Source organism: Corynebacterium sp. MSK218 (genome assembly GCF_030232655.1).
Classification (GTDB): domain Bacteria; phylum Actinomycetota; class Actinomycetes; order Mycobacteriales; family Mycobacteriaceae; genus Corynebacterium.
In genome coordinates this window covers 56,640-74,751 of sequence record NZ_JASPGN010000010.1, presented here as the reverse complement: position 1 = coordinate 74,751, position 18,112 = coordinate 56,640, and the positions used below count along the sequence as shown (strand labels likewise).

Here is an 18,112-nt window from a genome sequence, read left to right as displayed (position 1 = left end):
GCGGGTTTACTTCCCGCGCGAATGGATCTCGTTCTGTGCCTTGGGCATTCCTTCGGCCACGATGAGGCGCGCGGCTTCCGCAGCGGTGGCGATAGAGCTATCGAAGGCCGGGGAGGCGTCGACAGGCGCGAGTACCCAATCCGGAATCGAGCCACCTTTAGGCGGGCGGCCAATGCCTACGCGCACACGCAGATAATCACGGGTTCCTAGGCGCTCAGTCAGCGACTTCAAACCGTTGTGTCCATTCTCATTGCCGCCCTTCTTGATACGCACGCTGCCGGCGGGCAAATCGAGCTCATCGTGGATGACAATAATGCGCTCTGCCGGCACTCCGAGGTGTGCAGCCAGGGGTGCAATCGGGTCCCCGGAAAGATTCATGTACGTGTGCGAGCGCACGGCCAGAACCTGCGTGCCGTCCACGTCAACGGGCGCGGCGCTGAGCTTGTGTCCCGTGACCGGCTCAAGGACATCGCCTCCCTCAGCAAGGAGATCATCAACGGCCATGTAGCCCACATTGTGACGCGTTGCCGCATACTTTGCACCGGGATTGCCCAAGCCCACGATGAGCCATTCAGCGCTGAGCGCAGCGGGGTCCAGCCCAACAGCCGGTTGCGGTGACGGGGCATCGCTGCTGCCGAAAAGTCGGGCAAAGAAGTCACGGATGGAGGACACAACTACTCCCTTCTGGGAAGTTCTATATTCTGGGGCCATGAGTAAGCTTCTTGAGACTATCACTTGCCCGGTTCTACCTGCCCCGATGGCCGGTGGGCCCACCACGCCGGCTCTGGTCCGCGCGGCCGCAGCCGCCGGTTCTTTCAGTGCATTAGGGCTGGGCAGTGCGTCCGTTGAAGCTGCGCAGGAGGCTATTGATGCCTGCGCTGGCACGTGCTTTGGTGTCAACCTCTTTACCCCACAGCGTGAGCTCACCGCCACCGAACGGGCTGCGGCGGAATCTCTCGCGGCGGAAGAGAACGCTGTGCTTGGCGACGTCCCCCTGACCTTCGGCTGGCACGAGAAACTCACCGCCGCGCTGGACGGTGGGGCAGCGGTGCTGTGGTCCATGTTCGGTGTTTTTAGCGACGAGGAAGTTCAGCGCATCCACGCAGTCGGCGCGGAAGCGTGGACCACGGTGACCACTCCGGAGGAAGCACTTGTTGCCGCCAGCCGGGGCGTCGATGTGCTGTGCGTGCAGGGCCCGGAAGCAGGTGGGCACCGTGGTGTGTGGGACCCGGCTGCTCAACCAGATCAGCGCCCGCTGGCGGAACTTGTCGGTGCCATCCACCACGTCACCGACCTTCCGCTTATTGCTGCCGGAGGAGTGCGCACCGCTGAGGATGTTGCTGAAGCCCTTTCTTGGCCCGGCGTGGTTGCAGTCAGCTGTGGCTCGGCTTTCCTGCTGAGCGAGGAAGCAGGTACGAGCGAGCACAACCGCGCATTGCTTCGGCGCGGTGGGCCTACCGTATCCACGAGAGCCTTCTCCGGGCGCTATGCCCGGGGACTCGAAACGGAGTACACCCGGACCCACCCCGACCTGCCCTTGGTGTATCCGTATCTCAACGAGCTGTTGAAACCGCGTCGCGCCCGCCATGACGCGGAGGTTGGGTACTGTCTCGTCGGCACCGACGTGGAGAAATTGAGCGGGGGTAGTGTGGCACAGATCCTCACGCAACTATGCCCAAACGGACATCTTTAACAGTTAATATTTACGGTTGGACAGAGAAATACACCCCTCTTTGAGAAGTAAAGGATACATAGCACGTGACTGCAAACGCGCACATTGGGCACGAGGACTGGAACGAACGTCTGGAGCTGGCCCAGGAGATGATCCCGCTCATCCACCAGCTGCACCGCAACAACAACGTCGTGACCTCCATTTACGGCCGCATGCTTATCGGCATGACCGATATTGACATCATCAAGGCTCACCGTTACGCCCGCCGCATTGCTGAGCGTGAACTCTCCACCGCTGAGACTCTGCCCATCCTCAAGGAACTGTGCACGATGAACCTGGGCACCGCCTCCATTGACCTGGGCCGTCTGGTCATGGGCTTTGAGGAGTCTGGCTCCGATAATCTGCGTAACTACCTCGAGGAGACTCTGGTAGACCTCGTCGGTGCTGGTGTGGACAAGGAATCCACTGACGTTGTGCTCTACGGCTTTGGTCGCATTGGCCGCCTGCTGGCCCGCATCCTCATCGCTCGCGAAGCTGCCTACGGCGGCGTGCGCCTGCGTGCCATCGTGGTGCGCAAGAAGGGTGACATGGACATCTTCAAGCGCGCCTCTCTCTTGCGTCGCGATTCTGTCCACGGTGCCTTCAACGGCACTATCGCCGTGGATGAGGAGAATGAGGTCATCTGGGCCAACGGCACCAAGATTCAGATGATCTACGCCAACAACCCGGCGGAGATCGATTACACCCAGTACGGCATCGACAACGCTATCGTCGTCGACAACACCGGCGTCTGGCGCGACCGTGACGGTCTGTCCCAGCACCTGCAGTCCAAGGGTGTGGCCCGCGTGCTGCTGACTGCCCCGGGCAAGGGTGACCTCAAGAACATCGTGTACGGCATCAACCAGGGTGACATCGAGGAGTCTGACCAGATTCTCTCCGCCGCATCCTGCACCACCAACGGCATTACCCCGGTTCTCAAGGTCATCAACGATCGCTACGGTGTCGTTCACGGCCACGTGGAAACCGCGCACTCCTTTACCAATGACCAGAACCTCATCGACAACTTCCACAAGGGTGATCGCCGCGGCCGCGCAGCCGGCCTGAACATGGTCCTCACCGAGACTGGTGCGGCCAAGGCAGTGTCCAAGGCTCTGCCGGAGTTCGAGGGCAAGCTCACCGGCAACGCCATCCGCGTGCCTACCCCGGACGTGTCCATGGCTGTGCTCAACCTGGAGCTGGAGAAGGAAGTAGACCGCGACGAGGTCAACGACTTCCTGCGCAACGTTTCTCTGCACTCTGACTTGCGCCAGCAGATTTCCTACATTGCTTCCCCTGAGGTTGTGTCCTCCGACTTCGTCGGCTCTACCCACGCTGGTGTCGTGGATGGTCTGGCGACCATCGCCTCCGGCAAGCACCTCGTGCTCTACGTCTGGTACGACAACGAGTTCGGCTACTCCAACCAGGTCATCCGCATCGTAGAGGACATCGCCGGCGCTCGCCCGGTGGTGTACCCGAAGCGCGTTGACGTTTCTGAGCTCTAAACGCTAGAAATACGAACACCGCCCACGCCATGCAGCGCGGGCGGTGTTTCGCTGTTTTAGGGTCCTGCTCGGTCTGCGACCTAGCTTTGCCAGGATGCTTCAAACGCGCAACTGCCCGATCTGCCAAAAGTACGGGCCAAGATCGAAAAATCTAGACTGCTTTTGTCAGATTCGTCAGTTTTAGCGGGGAGACAGCGCACGCGTGTGGAGCAGACGCCGTGCGAGCAACGCGGCAACCACACAGAGCACCGCGGTCAGCGCCATGGCGATGGCGTAGCGCAGAGGCGAGTGCGCAACTAAGGGCCAAGCAGGGAAGGCAAGGAGCCAGAGGCTGGTTTCTGCCAAGATATCGCCGCCCAAGGTGACGGAGACGATCGTGCCTACGATGGTGAGGGCGATAGCGCTCACGGTGCCGAAGCGAATAACCAAAACGAGTGACACAGCCGCGATGACAAAGCCCACCCCAACTGCAAGGGGGAATGCCGAAAGCTGGGCAGCGACATTGCCACCTGCGAGCGCACTGGCCAGGTAAGCGGCAGCGCATACCGCCAGGATGACACACAGGAACCAGAGGAGAATCCCGGATGTGCCGAACCGTGTTTCCATATGGACCAACGGCCATGAATCAGCTACACGGGGCCAAACGAGGACCGGCAAGATACCTGCGCCGACCGGAAGCAGAAAGAAGTGAAAGAAACCTTCGACGTAGTTAGCGGGATGCAGAGCTACAAAACCGAGCGTGGAAACGCTGAGCAACAGGCAAGATAACACCGCTGGGCTAAAAGCCGCGTGGTGCAGCCCCAACAATGTGGACCACGGCGAGGACTGCGCTGCGGCACGGGAATGTTCCGTTGGTTTCCATGATTGGGCTTCTTCCACGGTGGCATTAGTCCGCGTCGCCGTAGACCGTGCGACGGTGAAACGCAGCGGGAACACTGGCCGGTATCGACGCGGCGTGAAGACCGCAGCTAATGACCCAAGCAGGGCAAGGATGACACACAAAACGAGAGCTGGAAACGGACTGCTGGTCAGTAGTGGGTCGTGTGGCTCAAGAGGCACCGAGTTCTGATGAATACGCAGTGCGGGCAAAAGAAGCCGTTGCGGCCATGCTGGTGGAAAGGCCCACCACCTGCCTGTTTCGACAGTGCTCGGAAGGACGCTGACTATTTGCCACAGGACCGCTGCCACGAGTGCTAATGCGAAGCCCAGTCGACGGGCACAGGCTGCGGAAAGCCCAGCAATGCCAAGCGCGCCAAGGAAGGAGTAGAGCCCAGCTACGAGGATAAGTTCATGATTCTCCCGCCCCTGGGCAGCGACAACGAACCAAGAAACACCAAAGTTCAGAATATGGAAGACCGCAAGGCTGACAATGACAACGATAAAGCGGGCAGCATTCTCGAGACGCGGGTTGAGGTTTCTCCATTGCGTTCCGCCGCTGCGAGTGATGGTCTCGCGGCGTTCTGGAATGGCAGCGAACAGCCCAGTAAGAGGGGAATACATGCCGGTAACAAACAAGGATTGCCAAGCCAAGACGCCCGTGGCATCAGTGCGTGCTGAGGCCATTAAGGAGAAAATGATTGTCATGATGACCAGCGGTAGCGCCAGCAAAGGCAACCACTGTAGGGCACTTCCGCGGCTGCGTAGTAGTTCTGCCGAAAGGTAACTCGGGCGAGGTGCTGTGGTGTGCTTAGGCACGTGATTCCCCTTCCAGAGAGGTAGGTGCTTGGGAGGCATGGCCCGGTGAGGTAAGCCGGAAGAATTCCTCTTCCAACTGGCCACGGGGTGCTAGCTCGTGCAGGGAACCGGAATATCGAATCCTGCCCTCGGCCAAGACCGTGATGTCATGTGCAAGATGCAAAACTTCACCAAGCTGGTGGGAGCTTACGATAACGGTGTGCCCAGCCGCGGCCAGTTGCTGTAGTAGCTCCCGCAACTCCATGATGCCTTGGGGATCGAGGCCATTCTGAGGCTCATCAAGGACAAGAACCTCTGGATCGCCGAGGAGAGCTTGCGCTAACGCTAGGCGGGCCTTCATACCAGTGGAAAAGGATTTCGCCTTCTTGGAGCCAACGCCGCTGAGCCCAGCGATGGAGAGAACCCGGTCAATCTCAGAGTCGGGAAGCCCCAGAAGTCGAGCGTGAACGCGAAGATTCGCCGCGGCAGACAGATGACCATAAAAGGCTGGCCCGTTCACTGAGGCACCAATGCGGCGAAGCACATTGCGGTTCCAAGGTTGGCCCGCCACGCTGATGGAGCCCGAGTCAGGAGGCAGGAGGCCTAAGAGGATGGAGAAGATTGTCGATTTTCCTGCCCCGTTGCGCCCGAGGAGCGCATGCACGCGGCCAGGGGAGATGTGGAAGGAAACATCATCGAGGACTCGTTGCCGACCGAAAGATTTCGAGATGTGCTCAAAAGAGATATCGCAATTCATAGAATGCAGTATCGCCGGGGCGCATCATAAAGGAATCCGCCTGCATGATGGTCTTCAGAGAGCAGACCTCCTACCGTGGTAGGAGCTTAGGCAACCCCAGCACGCTGCGCTAAGAGAACGAGGGCCACTCGGTCACGTGCGGCGAGTTTAGACATGAGCGCGGAGACGTGAGTTTTCACCGTGGTTTCTGCGATGACCATGTCGGCGGCTATCTCCGCATTTGTAGCACCACGCGCGATGAGTGAAAGCACTTCCATCTCGCGGCGCGTTACGAGGCTGAGTCCTTGGCGTTCCTGGGCGCTGAGGGTATCGCGTGTCAGCGCTGAGCGATAAGCCTCTAGCACTGGGCCGGTTACCTCGGCGGCCAGTACCGATTCTCCTTGCGCCACGTTGCGTACGGCGGTCACAAGAACCTCTGGGTCGGCATCCTTCAGCAGGAAACCGTGGGCGCCAGCGGAGATGGATCGCGCCACGAGCTCTTCATCATTGAATGTGGTGAGCATGATGATGCGGCACTCGGGCTTTCGCTCGAGTATGGCCTGAGCCGCTGCAATGCCGTCCATACCGGGCATGCGAATGTCGAGGATCGCCACAACAATGTGGTGGCTCAGCGCTGCTGTCACGGCGTCCGCCCCCGTGGCAGCGGTTGCCGCGACCTCGATGTCTTCTTGCGCAGTGAGGATGGTAGACAGTGCTGAGAGCAGCATTGCTTGATCATCGGCCAATAAGACGCGGATTCTAGAGCTGCTGGGTCGCATCCTTGGTCTCCTTCATCGGTATCTGTGCGTGCAAGGAAAAGGAATGAGCAGCGCCGGAATAGTCGAGGCGACCGCCGAGCGAACGGGCTCGTTCCGCCACTCCGACTAAGCCCACGCCGCTGCCCGCGACGTTGCTTGGTGTGGGATGAGGATTGGTGGAGGTGAGGGTGAGCGTGGCGGCGTCATCAAGTACAAGCTCAACGAAGACGCGCGTGCCGACGCCCTGATGGCGCAGAGCATTCGTCAATCCTTCCGTGATAATGCGTACCAAAGCCATCTGCACCAACGATGGAACGGCGTATTCAGGCGGGAGGTTGGCGTCCACCTTTAGCCCTGCAGCGCGGAAGCCTTCGAGGATCCCTTCGATGTGCTCAAGCTGTTGAGCAGGCTCAAGAGCCGTGGAACCGGGTGAGCGCAAGGCAGCGACGATTCCGCGAACCTCGCCCAGGGCGGTATCCGCATTATCGCGGATAGAAAGAAGTGCTTCTTCAGCCGCGCCGGAGTCCGCAGTCGCTGCAACGATGCCTGCATTAGCCTGAACCTTAATCAATGTGAGGGAATGGGCGAGGACATCGTGTAACTCCCGCGCAATGAGGAGGCGTTCTTCTTCTTGTGCCTGGTGGAAGCGCTCGCGGGCCAGTACTTCTCGTTGGCGATCACGGTCGAAATAGCGGGCAGCAATGAAATATGTGCTTCCTAGTACCGTCCAGTGAGCCACAACCATGGCAAGGAAGGGTGTGTCAACCTCATAGCGCAGAAGATAGGACTCAGCATCGATCCGCCACATGAAGGGGGAGATGAAGGTACCGAGCGCAGTGATGAGGAGGACCGCCCGAGGAAGTAGCCTGTGGTTTATGTACCGTGAGGTGGTGTACACGGCCATCGGGGCGGTTAATGCCCAAGGCGTCAAGCCGCTATTAGTAGGAAGCTGGCTCATCCATATGACAGCCCAGGCCAGGAGAAGAACTAAGAAGCCTGTTGCGCTCACGATTGGCCTCGAGCGCCACACTAAGAAAAGCGGTATGAACAGCAGCGACAAGAGAGCCTGGAGAATTTCCACCGTTCCGGCAGAGGAAAACGCCAAGGCACAATAAAAGGCCGCTACGAGCCCCGCGACTCCTGCGAGCAGCGCGTCACCCAAACGCACCGAGGACAGGAAGGCGCGCGCGGTGCGGGAAAAGCTCATAGACGGCCATGGTAGTACATACAGAAAGTACTACTTCTTCTTTTTGTCCTTCTTGGACTTCTTTTTCTTGCCCTGCTTCTTGCCGTCGCCGTTGACCTTGGCACGCTCCAAGTCAGCCGCGACATCCGGAACGTAGGCAAAGTCGTTGCGCGGCGGACGGACGTATTCAGCTTCGAGCTCGGGGCGGTTCGGGATCTCAGGTACGTCCTGCTCCACGTGCTGGTAGGGAACCGTCTTGAGGATGTGGTTGATGACGTTGATACGTGAGCGCTTTTTGTCCTCAGACTCCACGGTGTACCACGGTGCGGATGGGGTATCCGTGTGGACGAACATCTCATCTTTGGCCCGGGAGTAGTCCTCCCACCGAGTGATAGACTGCAAGTCCATGGGGGAGAGCTTCCAGCGGCGCAGCGGGTCATTGCGGCGAGACTTGAAACGAGCGATCTGCTCTTCATCGGACACCGAGAACCAGTACTTCAGCAGGATGATGCCATCCTCGATGAGCATGTGCTCAAGCTGCGGGGCCTGGTGGAGGAAGCGGACGTACTCCTGCTGGGTGCAAAAACCCATGACGCGTTCCACACCGGCACGGTTGTACCAGGAACGGTCAAAGATGACGATCTCACCGGCGGTGGGCAGCTTTTCAATGTAGCGCTGGAAGTACCACTGGCCGGCTTCGCGGTCGGTAGGCTTGGGCAGCGCTTCGATGCGGCAGGTACGCGGGTTGAGGTACTGCGTAATCCGCTTGATAGCGGAGCCCTTACCGGCGGCGTCGCGGCCTTCCATGATGATGACCACGCGGGCGCCGGTCTCAACCACCCATTGCTGCATTTCGACGAGCTCAGCCTGGAGGCGCTTTAGCTCGTCCTCATAAGCTTGTTTGTCGAGCTTCGGGGGTTTGGAGGGAGACTTCTTTGTTGAACTCATACCCCCAAATATACCCTTTAGCTGGGAAAATGCCTAAACGCGGGGAGTTTAGTCGACCTCATGCTCGAGCACCGCGCCAGTGGCAGCGTCGACATCGTACTCATACTCCTGGCCGTTGGATGTGAACTCAATTTCCCAGTGCGGGCCCTTGCCATCGTCACCGTCATCGAGTTCAACTTCCTTGTCCGTGACGGTGCTGGCGTCCACACCGGCATGGGCATAAGCGGCGGCCAAGGCATCGTCACTGGTGAGTGAGTCAGCGGCTTCTGCCTGCTGGTCATCACGGTCGTCGTCGTGGTCATCACGGTCATCGTCGTCCTGCTCGACCACCGTCGTTGCCGGCGTTTCAGTGACGGTCTCCATCGGGGGAGGAGTCGTTGCGGGGGCTGGGTCTGCCTCCTTGTCTGAAGAACAGGCGGCCAGTGCTGCAGACGTAGATAAAGCAATGCTGGCGGCGATGACACGGGAGAGAAGAGTCATAAAAGGCTCATCCTTTAAGGTTGGGGAAATGTGGTTCTCTACAGTATCGATGCCTCGAGTCGCGCGCAGAATTAATAAAAGGTCTAGCCCGAAGTGCAGGTGCATCCTTCACCGCAGCCGTTGGCGGGCGGTTCACCAAAACGCGTGGTGTTTTCAATCGAGCCGAGCCCCTCGATGCTGATACGGGTGACGGAACCGTCGCCAAGCATCGCGTCCGCACCGCGCGCAAACCCCACGCCTTCCGGAGTGCCGGTGGCAATGACATCACCGGGGTTGAGCGGGTACAAGGATGAACAGAAGGCGATGAGCTCGGCTACGGAGAAGATGAGGTCATCGGTGTTGTCGTCTTGGCGTACCTCGCCGTCAACTGTCGTGGTGAGCCGCGCGCCACGCCCCGGTGCCCATTCATCGGCAGTGGTGAGCCACGGCCCGAATCCGGCGGTGCGATAGAAGGACTTGCCGGCGTGAAATTGCGAGGTCGCGCGCTGATAGTCGCGCAACGTGTAGTCGTTCATGATGGCATAGCCCGCCACGTGGTTCAGAGCCTCCGCTACCGACACGCGGTGTGCGCGAGTCCCTATCACCACGGCGAGTTCGCCTTCGTAATCCAGCTTCTTCGTAGCAAAGTCGGGCACATACACGTCGTCGTAGGGGCCAGTGAGGGCTTCCGGAAACTTGATGAACAACGTGGGCTGGGTAGGAAGCTCGCGGCCCATTTCCCGCGCATGCTTGGCGTAATTCACGCCCACACAGATTATCTTTCCCGGGTTCGGAATGACGGGAGCAAGGTCGGCGGCGTCAAAAACGACGGGTTCTCCTGATAGCTGTGCCGCCTTGCGCCAGTCCGGGCTAGCGAGCAGCTTGCCGACGTCCTCATAGTCCAACTCCGTGCCCACATTCGGGCCGTCGATGCGGATGGCACAGGTGCCAAAACTGGTGCGGAGAGTAGCGAGCTTCATAGCCGCTAGTCTAACGCGCGGAGAATCTCATCCACCGCGTCGGCGCACATGATGGGAACCTCCTGAGCCTCCTGCTTGCTCCACGGCTTGAGCACGAAGGCGGCAGGATCCATGCGTCCAGGCGGGCGCCCAATACCCACGGAGAGACGCTGGTAGTCCTTCGTGCCCAACGATTTCGTCGTCGAACGCAGACCATTGTGGCCGTGGTCGCCGCCGCCGAGGCGCAACGTGATCTGGCCAAAGTCCAGCTCAAGTTCATCGTGGACCACAATGATGTGCGCGGGGGAGATGTTGAAGTATTGTGCGAGGGCCTTGATGGGCCCACCGGAGAGATTCATGAAGCTGCGTGGCTTCGCGACGATTACCTTGGTGTCCCCACGCCGTGCTTCGGCGATATCTGTGTTCGTCTTCTTGTGAACGGAAAAGGAAGCGAAGAGCTCGTGGGCTAGTTCATCAGCCACGTCAAAGCCGATGTTGTGGCGGGTACCGGCGTACTTTGGGCCGGGGTTGCCCAGCCCCACGACGAGGAAAGAAGAATGAGTCACGCTGACCATTCTAAACAGCGGGTGGGAGAAAACGGCGAACCGCGCCCGCCACCCAAAAAGCAGGGCAAGCAGGCGCGGTGCGTTAAGCGGAAGGAGCGAAGAGGAATTACTCCTCGTCGCCCTTCTCCTCGGAAGCCTCAGCGTCTTCTGCGGAGTCGGCGCCAGCCTCAGCGCCGCCGTCTTCAGCAGCCTCAGCGGCAGCCTCGAGGTCCTCATCAACCTCCGGCTCGGAGATGGAGACGATGACGGTGTCTTCCTCGGCCGCGAGGGTGGTGCCCTCCGGCAGGGTGATTTCGCCAGCGGTAACCACGGTGCCATCCTCGAGACCCTCGATGGACACGACGATCTCTTCCGGAATGTTGAGTACGTCGGACTCGACGAGGAGGACGTCTGCATCCTGGATGAACATGAGGCCCGGTGCCGGCTCGCCCTCGATGGTGAGCGGAACCTCAACCTCAACCTTCTCGCCACGCTTAATGGAGAGCAGGTCGATGTGGTCGATGTCGAAGGTCAGGACGTTCTGGTCGATGTGCTTGACCATGACCAGGTGCTGCTCGCCCTCGAGCTCCAGCTCGAACACGGCGTTGACGCCGTGGTTACGGACCAGTGCGGTCATTTCCAGGCGGTCAACGGCGAAGTGCAGAACGTCGACGGCGTGGCCGTAGACAACACCCGGGATCTTGCCTGCAGCGCGCAGACGGCGAGCAAAGCCCTTGCCAAACTCAGAGCGGACTTCACCTTTGAGTACGGGGCGCTCAGAAGCCATAAGTAAATCTCCTTAAAGTATCGTTGTGCGGCAAGGGCTCATGTAGGACCGTGTAGATACGACAAAAGCCTGCCGATGGACGTCTTGGACGAGTCATCGCAGGCTTAATTCTAGATTCACTGCTTAACTTGTGCTATCGCGTCGATAACGGATTTCTCCCTCGCCGAGACGCACAAGATTTTAACAGCAGCGCTGTCGCCAAACCAAATTTAGTGGGTTTCGAAGAGCGTGGTCACAGAACCGTTCTCGAAGATCTCATGAATGGTGCGCGCCAGCAGCGGGGCGATGGACAGCACAGTGAGGTTGTCCCAGCCCTCGGTGGACTGCGGCAGGGTATCAGTGGTGATGACTTCCTCAGCGCCGCACTGCGAGAGACGCTCGCGGGCCGGATCGGAGAAGACACCGTGGGTGCAGGCAATGATGACGGACTTAGCGCCAGCCTCCTTGAGGACGCGAACCGCGCCGGCGATGGTGCCGCCGGTGTCAATCATGTCGTCGAGAAGCACGCAGTCCTTGCCCTCCACGTCACCCACGACGCGGTTGGAGACGGTCTTGTTGGCCTCAGTGGTGGAACGGGTCTTGTGGACAAAGGACAACGGGGCATCACCCAGCTCGTGTGCCCACTTCTCTGCCACCTTGACGCGGCCGGCATCGGGGGAAACCACCGCGAGGTTATCCAGCGAGTAGTTCTTCTTGATGTGGTCCGTCAAGATCGGCATGGCGTGCATGTGATCAACTGGGCCGTCGAAGAAACCCTGAATCTGGTCAGTGTGCAGGTCCACGGACACGATGCGGTCAGCACCAGCAGCAGCGAGCAAGTCAGCAACGAGGCGTGCGGAAATGGGCTCGCGGCCAAGGTGCTTCTTGTCCTGGCGGGCATAAGGGTAGAACGGCAGGATAGCGGTGATGCGCTTGGCGGAACCGCGCTTGAGCGCATCAATCATGATGAGCTGCTCCACAAGCCACTTGTTGAGCGGCTGGGAGTGGGACTGCATCACGAAACAGTCGGCACCACGTACGGACTCCTCGAAGCGGATGAAGATTTCGCCGTTGGCGAAGTCGCGGGCGGTGGTCGGAACCAGTTCAGTCTTGAGCTCCTTGGCCACAGCTTCTGCCAACGCCGGGTGTGCACGCCCGGTGAAGAGCTTCATGTTCTTGCTGCTGCCGGTAACCTTGCCAGTCATCAGAAAATATCCCTTTACGTGTTGTTAGTTAGTGGTCTGGTCATCAGCCGGAGCGTCCTGAGCCTGTGCCGCGGCCTCAGCTGCTGGCGTGCCCGGGCGCTTCTTCTGAACCCAGCCCTCGATGTTGCGCTGCTTGCCGCCGGAGACGGCGAGTGCTCCTGGGGGAACGTCGTCCTTAATCACTGTACCCGCCCCAGAGTAGGCTCCGTCACCCACGGTGACCGGAGCGATAAACATGGTGTCGGAGCCCGTCCGTACGTGGCTGCCAATGGTGGTGTGGTGCTTATTGACGCCGTCATAGTTCACGAAGACAGAGGAGGCGCCGATGTTGGAGTAGTCACCGACGGTGGCATCACCGATGTAGGTCAGGTGCGGGACCTTGGTGCCACGGCCGATCTGTGCCTTCTTGGCCTCTACGAAGCCGCCCAGCTTGCCCTCCTGGCCCACGATGACACCGGGGCGGATGTAGGTGAAGGGACCGACCGTGGCGTCCGTGCCAATAACGGAGTCAAAGCCGTGCGTGCGCACGACGCTTGCGCCGGCACCAACCTGCATGTTCGTCAGGGTGGTATCGGGGCCCACTTCGGCGCCATCGGCGATGGTGGTCGCGCCCCACAGCTGGGTGTTGGGGTGGATGGTGACATCCTGGCCAATGGTGACGTTTACCCCAATCCAGGTGGTTTCCGGGTCAACGATGGTGGCGCCGCCACGCATGGCCTTTTCCACCATGCGGCGGTTGAGCAGGCGGCCAGCTGCAGCCAGCTGCACACGGTCGTTGACACCAGAAAGCTCATCGGGATCAGCGGCCACGTGAGCACCAACGCGGTGGCCGGACTCGCGGGCAATCTCCAGCACGTCGGTGATGTAGAGCTCGCCCTGGGCGTTGTCGGAGTTGAGCTTGGTGAGGGCGTCGCGAAGCACGGCGCCATCAAACGCGAACACTCCAGAGTTCACCTCGCGCACCGCGCGCTGCTCCTCGGAGGCATCCTTCTGTTCCACGATGGCGGTCACGGAGTCATCCTCAGCGCGCAGGACACGGCCGTATCCGGTCGGATCCTCCAGGGTCATGGACAGTACAGTCACGGCATTGCCTTGGCTGGTGTGGCTCTCATGCAGCTCGCGAAGAGTTTCCGGGCACAGGAGCGGAACATCACCGTTGGTGACGATAACGGTGCCGGTGAAATCCGGCAGGGCACTCAGACCACACTGCACAGCATGGCCGGTACCATTTTGTTCTTCCTGGACGGCCTGGGATACCTCACAGTCAAGCTCCTCCGCAATGGACTCGACGGCGGGGGAGACCTGGTCTCGCTGGTGGCCTACGACGACCACAAGGTGCTCCGGGTGTACCCCGGCTGCAGCATGGAGTGCATGGCCGAGCAGTGACCGCCCGCCAATCTCATGCAAAGTCTTCTGGGTTGAGGATTTCATGCGGGTGCCCGCGCCAGCCGCTAGAACGATGGCGGCGCAGTCGGTTGTTTCAGCCACGAGTGTGTGCGTCTCCTGTGTTTGGGGTGTCAGGACTTACTGCGATTCATCATAACGCGCCCGTGCTACTTTCCGTCAGAAACCTCCGGAAGTGCGCGCGCTCGCCACGCACCGAGCAGACCAACGATAGCGAGGAAGAGGATAGCCGCGGACGGTCCGGCCACCGCAATGACGGCTGAGATGCCACCGACGATGAGGAGGATGACGCCCATCATGGTGTTCGCAGCGCCGACGTAGCGGGTGCGCTTGTCCTCGCCAGCCATGTCCACAACATACGTCTTGCGGGCCACACGAATGCCGGCGTGTGCCAGGTTCACCAGGAAGAATCCGATGGGCAGAGCCCAGGCGCTTATCGACGCCGGCGCCCACGCCGCGCAGGCCACAATCGCCAGCAAGATGACCGCAGCACATCCCGCAGCCCAAGACATGACTAGGCGGGAAGACTTATCCGACAGAACACCAGATACGCGTCCACCCACCAGGCTGGCCAAACCGGAGGCGAGGACGAAGCCACCGAGTCCGCTCAGTGCTTGGGAGCCGACGCTTTGGGAGATCACAACAATAAAGGACGTCGACAGCGCTGAAACCAAGAGCAGCGCACGGACGTTGACGAAGCTGCGGAAGCGGGCGTCCTGGGTATAAAGCTGCCACGTGTCTTTCCACCAGCTGGTGTTCATGCCCTGCTGGCCGGTGTTGTCCGGCACGGGTTCATCAATGGTGCGAAACACCACTGCAGCGAGGAACCACGTGGCCGCTCCGATAGCCAAGAGAACCGCAAGCCCCCAGCGCGGTAGCTCGCCAAGGAAGGCCAGGATGCCACCTGTAACGAGCGTGACCGCACCACCTAACTGTGTTGCGCGGCCGGTGACCAGACCGCGGCTTCCCTTCGAGATTGTGCGTCCTTGCACGTCTTTGCCGGTGAGAGAACACAGTGCGCGCAGAAGCGCGAGCACAGCCAGGGCGAGGCAGACGACGAGGCCGAGAAGGGGGCCGTCGAGAAGCACTGCGGCTGCCGCAATGATCGCCGCGCACACGCCCTGGCCCACCGAGCCCAGCAGCCATAGGCGCTTGCGCGCTGGATGCGAGGTGACCCACGGAGTAAGCGCTGCCTGCGGAAGCATCGAGCCGGACTCCCGCAACGGCACGAGGAGGCCGGTAAAGAAACCGGGTACACCAGCAGCGCTAAAGAGCCAGGGCAGGACCGTCTTGCCAGACAAGAGCTGATCGCCCACGCCCTGGAGGCCGTTAGACCACACAAACTTCCGGGCATTGGCGGATTCTTTCGCGGAGAGAGACATGACTGTGATCTTAAGCCCGGCTAGGCCAATGCAAGGGCTAAGGTGTGTCTGACCACCTATCCTGGGATGCATGTCAGTCACCGCGTCTCGCTCTGTGTCTCGCAGAGTTTTCGTTCAGGGCACCGTACTCACCGTTGCCGGGGCCTCCGTGGCTGGGCTCAGTGCCTGCTCGACATCCCCTGACCAACCCGAGCCCCTCGGCTACGACGGTGAGCCTCGCGCCCTTCCCATCCCACCTGTGGAAGAGGGCACGATGGACGGTGACACCCGAGTCTTTAAGCTCACGGCCCAGGACGGCCACTCGGAGGTCCTCCCCGGCAAAGACCGCACACGGACGTGGGGCTTCAACGGGCCCTTCCTGGGGCCGACGCTGCGTGCCCGCCGTGGGGATACAATCCGTGCCGAAATCACCAATGACCTCATTGAAATGACCACGGTGCACTGGCATGGCATGCAGCTTCCGGCCTTCTCCGATGGCGGCCCGCATTCGCCGATTCAGGTCGGTGAAACCTGGAAGCCCGAGTGGGACATCATCCAGCCTGCCGCCACAGTGTGGTACCACCCGCACCCACACATGGCCACGGCGACGCATGCCTACCGCGGCTTGGCAGGGATGTTCATCATCGACGATGACGTCTCCGACAGCCTCGACCTGCCGCACGACTATGGCGTGGACGATATCCCCGTGGTCATCATGGACGCTAAGTTCACAGAGGATGATCAGTTCGATGAGAAAAGCGACAACACCCTGGGTCTTTTGGGCACCACGCCGGTGGTCAACGGCATCACCAATGCCCGCTTTGAGGCCACGACGCGCCGGGTACGTCTGCGCCTGCTCAACGGTGCCTCCATGCGCTTTTACACACTTGAGGTAGGGGAGAAGCCCTTCCACGTGATTGCGACGGACGCCGGGCTTCTCGACGCCCCCGTGGAAGTCGACTCCCTCCTCCTCGGTCCCGGCGAGCGTGCCGAGGTCATCGTGGACCTGGAGCCCGGCAAGGATATTAAGCTGCGCTCGGTTCCCCGCAAGGACAACTTCGGTGTGCCTACTGACGATAGCGCCGCTGACTTCGGCTTCCGGGATTCCTTTGATTTACTCACCATTGTTGGCCCCGAAGAGTCCGCTCCGGAACCCGCGGCGCTGCCGGCAACGCTCGATCCCGCAGCGGGGGAGACCCCGTCCACTGTTGGCCTTACTGAGCGCGAGTTCATCCTCAACACCTTCATGATCAATGGTGAACAGATGGACATGGCTCGCGTTGATACCGTCATCGACGAGGACGCACTGGAGCTGTGGACCGTCACCAACGAGAACTCCGACTGGCCGCACAACTTCCACATCCACAACGCCCGCTTCAAGGTCGTGGACTGGGACGGCGATGAGAAGATGAACGTCTTTAACTCCGGATGGAAGGACATTGTCAACCTCCCGCCGAAGGCTACCGCTCGACTGCTGGTGGAGTTTGGCCACTTCCCGGACAAGACCATTCCGTACATGTACCACTGCCACATGCTGCTGCATGAGGACCAAGGCATGATGGGGCAGTACGTCATTGTGGACAAAGGCGAGAAACCCGACGTGCGCGTGAAACCGGGCGCCCTCGTCTTTGACAAGGACGCTTCCGGCCATGCTGGGCACGCCAGCCAAGTCGTGGACTCTTCGCGTAGTCCGTATGCGTCGCCGGAAGCGACGGCCTAGGCACGAGGCAAATCAGGGTTTCAGCAGCTTGAGGATGTGCTTGTTAGCTGAGGCCGGTTTCGTCGCCATGTGTGCTAGTTGCGCACGTCGATGGAAACAATCCTGTTTCCAATTGTGTGGTCACTGCAGTCATCGTATGCGAAAGCTACGGGGGTGAAATCGCCAGGAACCTCAAATACCCAGGTGTATGGCGTGGAGAACCCTGGGCCGATGGAGTTACCCTGCACATCCCGATTGGCTTGAACCCGCCAGTGGTCATCGAGAGGGGTGTACATCCGTCCTTCTTGGTCAGCAATCCAGGCGAATAAGCTGAAGTCTGCGGTAAACGGAGTTTTCCCTTCATTAGAGACTGTTCCGGAAACGATGACGAATTGCGCGCCCTCGTTCCTAGGGCCTTCAATGAGCGTATCCGGTGCGCCGGGGACGAAGTCTTCGCGTCTAAGTTCCACTGAGGGAGCGAGGGTTACGGAATCGATGATGACCTTCTCGTTTCCGCTCACGGCCGGTTCGCCAAGCTTGGGGAGATCGTCGAGGGTTTGGCCCTCGGTGCTGCCATCTTGTGTGTTTGGGCTTTCGGCATTGCTCACCTCGCCTGATTGTGAGGATTCTGGTTCTGAAGGAGTTGCGGAAAGTTGCTCCGGTTCAGAGCCGATGAAGGCGAAGGTGGCACCTGCACCCACCGCTCCGCCGACTAAAGCGGCAACGGCAACCATCCACCACGCTGCTTTTGGAGGCTTGGGCCGATCTGACGTCTTAGAATCAACTGGCTGTGCTGCGTTAGAGAACGGGTTCGAACCTGGTGTTTGTTGAGGCTGTTGCTGCGCATCGTTAGGGAGCATGATTGACCTTAAGAGAGAAGAGTGAACGAATTCGTAACAGTGTAAACCCACAGCACTGTGTTTCCACTATCAGAGCATCAGTGTGTATCACAGCAATGGTTGGGCCCGGCTTCTACAAAAGTGCAGATCTACTGGTCGTCGCAAAGCAGTGCATTAGCGGTTGAAGCCGACCTCTTGCGCGATTGCATTTCCAGGGCGTCCAAGGGTTCTATCCCTGTGTGCTACCCTCCCTAGTGAGAGCGTCAACGTAGGTTGGCGCATTATCCCCCGCGGCCCCAAGCTTAGCGCTTGGGGTCGTTGCTTTCCTCAGATTTGCGACTCCCAATAGAGGCCTCGGAG

At 60.0% G+C, this 18,112-nt stretch carries 17 protein-coding genes; 3 read left to right on the top strand and 14 right to left on the bottom strand.

Annotated features, from left to right (window positions below; all coding sequences use genetic code 11):
* Positions 1-6: 6 nt before the first annotated feature.
* Positions 7-672: an aminoacyl-tRNA hydrolase gene (pth, locus tag QP922_RS09440; protein ID WP_284809136.1), complete on the bottom strand. Its 666-nt coding sequence runs from the start codon at positions 670-672 to the stop codon at positions 7-9.
* A gap of 37 nt (positions 673-709) precedes the next feature.
* On the opposite strand from pth (QP922_RS09440), the gene QP922_RS09435 reads away from it, so the two are divergent.
* Positions 710-1,693: a nitronate monooxygenase gene (locus tag QP922_RS09435; RefSeq protein WP_284809135.1), complete on the top strand. Its 984-nt coding sequence runs from the start codon at positions 710-712 to the stop codon at positions 1,691-1,693.
* Between the two features lie 65 nt (positions 1,694-1,758).
* Positions 1,759-3,213, top strand: a complete 1,455-nt coding sequence (locus QP922_RS09430) for a glyceraldehyde-3-phosphate dehydrogenase (protein WP_070671645.1) — start codon at positions 1,759-1,761, stop codon at positions 3,211-3,213.
* 180 nt (positions 3,214-3,393) lie between these two features.
* Here QP922_RS09430 and QP922_RS09425 read toward each other — a convergent pair whose 3' ends face one another.
* From QP922_RS09425 to QP922_RS09370, 12 genes are all read right to left on the bottom strand, one after another.
* Positions 3,394-4,908, bottom strand: a complete 1,515-nt coding sequence (locus tag QP922_RS09425) for an ABC-2 family transporter permease (RefSeq protein ID WP_284809133.1) — start codon at positions 4,906-4,908, stop codon at positions 3,394-3,396.
* Positions 4,901-5,644, bottom strand: a complete 744-nt coding sequence (locus QP922_RS09420; RefSeq protein WP_284809132.1) for an ATP-binding cassette domain-containing protein — start codon at positions 5,642-5,644, stop codon at positions 4,901-4,903. The genes QP922_RS09425 and QP922_RS09420 overlap by 8 nt, the downstream gene beginning before the upstream one ends.
* Before the next feature lie 86 nt (positions 5,645-5,730).
* Entirely contained in the window at positions 5,731-6,402 is a 672-nt protein-coding gene (locus QP922_RS09415) for a response regulator (protein ID WP_284809131.1), read from the bottom strand.
* Positions 6,383-7,588: a sensor histidine kinase gene (locus QP922_RS09410; protein WP_284809130.1), complete on the bottom strand. Its 1,206-nt coding sequence runs from the start codon at positions 7,586-7,588 to the stop codon at positions 6,383-6,385. The genes QP922_RS09415 and QP922_RS09410 overlap by 20 nt, the downstream gene beginning before the upstream one ends.
* Before the next feature lie 30 nt (positions 7,589-7,618).
* On the bottom strand, positions 7,619-8,515 hold the full coding sequence (gene ppk2, locus QP922_RS09405; protein WP_284809129.1) for a polyphosphate kinase 2: 897 nt from the start codon (positions 8,513-8,515) through the stop codon (positions 7,619-7,621).
* 48 nt (positions 8,516-8,563) lie between these two features.
* Positions 8,564-8,995, bottom strand: a complete 432-nt coding sequence (locus QP922_RS09400) for a PepSY domain-containing protein (RefSeq protein WP_284809128.1) — start codon at positions 8,993-8,995, stop codon at positions 8,564-8,566.
* An 83-nt stretch (positions 8,996-9,078) separates the two neighbouring features.
* Positions 9,079-9,954, bottom strand: a complete 876-nt coding sequence (locus QP922_RS09395; protein ID WP_284809127.1) for a fumarylacetoacetate hydrolase family protein — start codon at positions 9,952-9,954, stop codon at positions 9,079-9,081.
* 5 nt (positions 9,955-9,959) lie between these two features.
* The gene (gene pth / locus QP922_RS09390; RefSeq protein WP_502869601.1) at positions 9,960-10,499 is read right to left on the bottom strand and encodes an aminoacyl-tRNA hydrolase; all 540 of its coding nucleotides are present in this window, start codon (positions 10,497-10,499) and stop codon (positions 9,960-9,962) included.
* Positions 10,500-10,605: 106 nt separating this feature from the next.
* Positions 10,606-11,265, bottom strand: coding sequence for a 50S ribosomal protein L25/general stress protein Ctc (locus QP922_RS09385; RefSeq protein WP_284809124.1), 660 nt, complete (start codon positions 11,263-11,265; stop codon positions 10,606-10,608).
* Positions 11,266-11,474: 209 nt separating this feature from the next.
* On the bottom strand, positions 11,475-12,449 hold the full coding sequence (locus tag QP922_RS09380) for a ribose-phosphate diphosphokinase (RefSeq protein ID WP_070671664.1): 975 nt from the start codon (positions 12,447-12,449) through the stop codon (positions 11,475-11,477).
* A gap of 24 nt (positions 12,450-12,473) precedes the next feature.
* The gene (glmU, locus tag QP922_RS09375; protein WP_284809122.1) at positions 12,474-13,937 is read right to left on the bottom strand and encodes a bifunctional UDP-N-acetylglucosamine diphosphorylase/glucosamine-1-phosphate N-acetyltransferase GlmU; all 1,464 of its coding nucleotides are present in this window, start codon (positions 13,935-13,937) and stop codon (positions 12,474-12,476) included.
* Between the two features lie 65 nt (positions 13,938-14,002).
* Positions 14,003-15,235, bottom strand: coding sequence for an MFS transporter (locus tag QP922_RS09370; RefSeq protein ID WP_284809121.1), 1,233 nt, complete (start codon positions 15,233-15,235; stop codon positions 14,003-14,005).
* Between the two features lie 70 nt (positions 15,236-15,305).
* Between QP922_RS09370 and QP922_RS09365 the strand changes: the two genes are divergently transcribed.
* Positions 15,306-16,934, top strand: a complete 1,629-nt coding sequence (locus QP922_RS09365) for a multicopper oxidase family protein (RefSeq protein WP_284809120.1) — start codon at positions 15,306-15,308, stop codon at positions 16,932-16,934.
* Positions 16,935-17,008: 74 nt separating this feature from the next.
* On the opposite strand, the gene QP922_RS09360 is transcribed toward QP922_RS09365, so the two are convergent.
* On the bottom strand, positions 17,009-17,647 hold the full coding sequence (locus QP922_RS09360; RefSeq protein ID WP_284809119.1) for a DUF4352 domain-containing protein: 639 nt from the start codon (positions 17,645-17,647) through the stop codon (positions 17,009-17,011).
* Positions 17,648-18,112: the final 465 nt, after the last annotated feature.